The sequence below is a fragment of the Lysobacter enzymogenes genome (assembly GCF_017168095.1).
Classification (GTDB): Bacteria; Pseudomonadota; Gammaproteobacteria; order Xanthomonadales; family Xanthomonadaceae; genus Lysobacter; species Lysobacter enzymogenes_D.
Genome location: NZ_LXSD01000457.1, coordinates 1 through 3,880, shown reverse-complemented (window position 1 = coordinate 3,880; position 3,880 = coordinate 1). Strand labels below are relative to the sequence as shown.

The following is a 3,880-nucleotide window of genomic DNA, read 5'->3' as shown; positions in this document are numbered from 1 at the left end:
CGGGCGGCGCGTCGGCCGCCGCGGCGGCGCGCTCAGCCCGCGGCCAGCGCGGCCAGCCGGTCGGCGATCCAGCGTTCGGCGAAGCCGTCGAGCTGGGCGTTCTCCAGGAACCCGCAGTGGCCGCCCCACGGCGCCACTTCCAGGCGCGAATGCGGCGGCAGGCGCAGTTCGCGGAAGCCCGCCAGCGGGATCACCGGGTCGTCGGCGGCCATCAGGATGCTGGCCGGCACCTGCAGCCGCGACAGCCGCTCGCCGGCGATCGAATAGCCGTCGAAATAGCGGTCGAGGGTGCCGAAGTCGGTGTGGCGCTCGACCATCCACTGGGTCAGCGGACGCATGCGCAGGCCCAGGGTGCGGTCGTCGAAGTCGTGCACGCCCGGGAACAGCTCGCGCTTGCGCGCCAGCGAGCCGCGCCACTTGCGCTCGAAGTACCACAGGTACATCGGCAGACCGACTTCCATCTGTTCCATCGTCCGCGCCGGATCCAGCACCGGGCACACCGCCGCCGCGTGCGCCAGCGGCAGGCCCACTTCGGACGCGCGCAGCGCCAGGCGCAGGGCGAAATTGCCGCCGAGCGAATAGCCGGCCACCGACAGCGGCCGCAGCGGGAAGCGCGCGGCCACTTGCTGCGCGGCCTGCACCACTTCCTCCAGGCGGTTGGAGTGGAACAGGCCTTCGTTGAGGTGGTGGGTGTCGCCGTGGTCGCGGAAGTTGAGCCGGAACACTTCGAAGCCGCGGCCGAGCAGGCGCGCCGCGGTCAGCCGCATGTAGTTGGAATCGGCGCTGCCTTCCCAGCCGTGCAGCAGCAGCACCAGCCCGCGCGCGGTGGTGCCGGGCACCGCGCTGTGCAGGCCGAGCAGGCGCACGCCGTCGGCGGTTTCCAGCAGATGCCGTTCGGTGCGCGCGCCGGCCGCGGCCAGACGCCGCTCGGCGTTGCGCCGGCGCAGCGGGCTGGAGCCGAGCACCGACTGGACGTGGGCGTTGCGCAGCCAGCGCGGCGGTGCGTAGTCGGATGCGGTCAGCATCGTCGCCTCAGCCCGCCATCGCCTCGACGATGCGCTGCCGCGCCAGTTCGGCGATGCGGCGGCGGCCGTCGGCTTCGCCGGGGCCGATCGGCGTGAGGAAATGCACTTCGGCCAGCCGCCCGGGTTCGCCGAGCAGGCGCAGGAAATTGGCGAAGAAACTCTCGCGGTCCTGGAACGCGACCACGCGCTGGGCGTCGCCGCGCTCGCCGTAGCGCAGCGCCACCGGCTGCACCGGCACCCCGGCCTCGACCGCGGCCATGAAGATGCGCGCGTGGAACGGGCCGATCTCGCGGCCGCCGCGGGTGCCGCCTTCGGGGAACACGCCGACCGAGCGGCCCGCGCGCAGGCGCGAGAGCATTTCGTGCAGCACCCCGCCGAGCGATTCGGTGCTGCCGCGCGAATGGAAGATGGTGTGGCCGCGCGCCGCCAGCCAGCCGACCACCGGCCAGCCGGCGATCTCGCGCTTGGCGACGAAGCCCATCATGCGCTGGCTGTGCAGGATCTCGATGTCGACCCAGCTGACGTGGTTGGCGACGAACAAGGTCGCGCCGGCCAGCGGCGTGCCGATCCGGCGCAGGCGGAAGCCGAAGATCCGCATCAGCCCGGCCGACCAGGCGCGGATCGCGCGGTGTTCCACGGTTTCCTCGCCCCAGGGGATGCGGGCGGTGGGCAGAGTGATCAGCAGCAGGACCAGCGGCAGGTGGACGAACACGTGCCACAGCAGCAAGGGCGTACGGATCAGGTAACGCAGCGCGCGCGCGGCCGACGCGCCGGTGGGCGCGACCGCGCCGGCGTGGGGAGGCGGCGCATTCATTGCGTGCACGATACCGAAGCGCCGCCGCAGCGGCCAGCGGCTTTTGGCGGAACGCCGCATCCGGTCCGGCCGGGACGCGGCGGCGTTTAAATTTCGACCGGACCGGCGCCCGGCGTTTGAAACGCCCGCGCCGCCCGCAGCGACGGATTTTCCCTGTGGGAGGGCCTTCAGGCCCGATGCTCTCGGCTCAGGTCGCTGCCATCTGGGACAACAGCCTCGGGCCTGAAGGCCCTCCCACAAAAGCCGCTCCCGCCAGAGTTCCGCAGCAGGCCGGCCCCGCCTGCGCAGGGCCGGCCGGGCGGCCTCAGTTGGCCTCGACCGCCGCCGCGCCGGCGCCGCTGCGCTCGCGCAGGCCGACCTTATGCCCGACCTTGGCGAAGAACAGGATGTACAGGTAGCACGGCACCATCAGCGCCAGGAACACCGCCTGGAAATCGAAGTGCTGCTTCAGCACCGCGTACAGCTGCGGCACCACCGCGCCGCCGGCGATGCCCATGACCATGATCGCCGAGCCGGTTTCGGTGTGGCGGCCCAGGCCGCGGATGCCGAGCGGGAAGATCGCCGGCCACATCATCGCGTTGGCGAAGCCGAGCGCGGCGACGAACAGCACCGACACGTAACCGTGGGTGGCGAACGCGCCGATGCTCAGCAGCACGCCGAGCACCGCCGACCACGACAGGTAGCGTTCCTGCGAGATGAAGCGCGGGATCACGATCAGGCCGACGATGTAGCCCAGCAGCATCCCGCCCAGGGTGAAGGAGGTGAAGAACTTGGTCTTGTCCAGCGGCAGGCCGAAGCTGTGGCCATAGGTGCCGATGGCGTCGCCGGCCATCACTTCCACGCCGACGTAGACGAAGATGCACAGCGCGCCGAGCCACAGGTGCGGATAGCCGAACAGGCTGCGGCCGGCGCCGCCCTGCTCGGCGCCGCTCTTGTTGACCTCTTCGCCGCGCAGTTCCGGCAGCGGCGAGAACAGCACGCCGACGGCCAGCAGCGCGAGCAGGCCGGCCATCAGCAGGTAGGGGCCGTGGATGTTGGCGGCGAACTCGTTGAGCACCTGCTGCCTGATGGCCGGATCGGCGCCCTTGACCTGCTCGGCCAGGTCGCCCATGCCGTGCAGCACCAGGGTGCCGAGCACGATCGGCGCGAGGATGCCGGCGATCTTGTTGCAGATGCCCATCACCGCGATGCGCCGGGCCGCGCCCTCGATCGGGCCGAGGATGCTGATGTAGGGATTGACCGCGGTCTGCAGCACCGCCAGGCCCGCGCCGATCACGAACAGGCCGCCGAGCGCGCCGGGGTACCAGCGCTGGGTGGTGAACTCGCCGAACAGCGCCGCGCCGATCGCCATCACCATCAGGCCCAGGGCCATGCCGCGCTTCATCCCGGTGAAGCGCAGGATCGACGAGGCCGGCAGGGCCAGGAAGAAATACGACAGGTAGAACGCCATCGGCACCAGGAAGGCGCCGACTTCGTCGAGCTCGAAGGCGAGCTGGGCGAAGCCGATCAGCGGGCCGTTGAGCCAGGTGACGAAGCCGAACACGAAGAACAGCGCGCCGATGATCGCGATCGACATGAGATAGCGCGGCGGCGCGCTGGCGTTTGCAACCGACATGAGACATCCCCTCCCAGGGCAGGCGGGAGACGCCCGCCGCGTGCGCCTTGCTCCGGTTGACCGGCACGACAAGCGTTGGCCCAACGTTGTCACAACTGCCGGCGTCCTGCCAACCGGGACCGGCCGAATCGGCTGAAACCCGCGCCAGAACGTGATCTCCGGCGCGCGTCGCGATGTTGCGCCGCATCAAGAAAAGCGCGCCGGACGGCACGGTTTGGGTCCGTCGATGACGGTTTTGCGGAGTCTTGTTGACAACGTTGTCAGAGCGGGTGCAGTCTCGGCGCCGCCAAGGGGAACGCTCAAGGGCAGCCGTGGAGGGCGCATGCAGTGGGACGGGCTGTGGGACACCGGACAATCGCAGCAGCGGCGGCCGCAACGCGGGCGCCCGCGCCGCATGAGCGCGCGCGCCGCCGGCCCGACGCGGGG

At 71.0% G+C, this 3,880-nt stretch carries 4 protein-coding genes; 1 reads left to right on the top strand and 3 read right to left on the bottom strand.

Annotated elements, in window-relative coordinates; genetic code table 11:
- Window positions 1–32: 32 nt before the first annotated feature.
- Together A7A76_RS19555 and A7A76_RS19550 are read right to left on the bottom strand one after the other, a co-directional pair.
- On the bottom strand, window positions 33–1,022 hold the full coding sequence (locus tag A7A76_RS19555; RefSeq protein ID WP_206412804.1) for a YheT family hydrolase: 990 nt from the start codon (window positions 1,020–1,022) through the stop codon (window positions 33–35).
- A 10-nt stretch (window positions 1,023–1,032) separates the two neighbouring features.
- Window positions 1,033–1,839 carry a lysophospholipid acyltransferase family protein gene (locus tag A7A76_RS19550; RefSeq protein WP_206412801.1) on the bottom strand — a complete coding sequence of 269 codons (807 nt, stop codon included), beginning with the start codon at window positions 1,837–1,839 and terminating at the stop codon, window positions 1,033–1,035.
- A 155-nt stretch (window positions 1,840–1,994) separates the two neighbouring features.
- Between A7A76_RS19550 and A7A76_RS26895 the strand changes: the two genes are divergently transcribed.
- On the top strand, window positions 1,995–2,237 hold the full coding sequence (locus A7A76_RS26895; protein WP_428995198.1) for a DUF6053 domain-containing protein: 243 nt from the start codon (window positions 1,995–1,997) through the stop codon (window positions 2,235–2,237).
- Here the strand turns inward: A7A76_RS26895 and A7A76_RS19545 are convergent.
- Complete coding sequence (locus tag A7A76_RS19545; RefSeq protein ID WP_206412799.1) at window positions 2,144–3,454, bottom strand: sugar MFS transporter; 1,311 nt, start codon at window positions 3,452–3,454, stop codon at window positions 2,144–2,146. The genes A7A76_RS26895 and A7A76_RS19545 overlap by 94 nt on opposite strands.
- Window positions 3,455–3,880 lie beyond the last annotated feature (426 nt).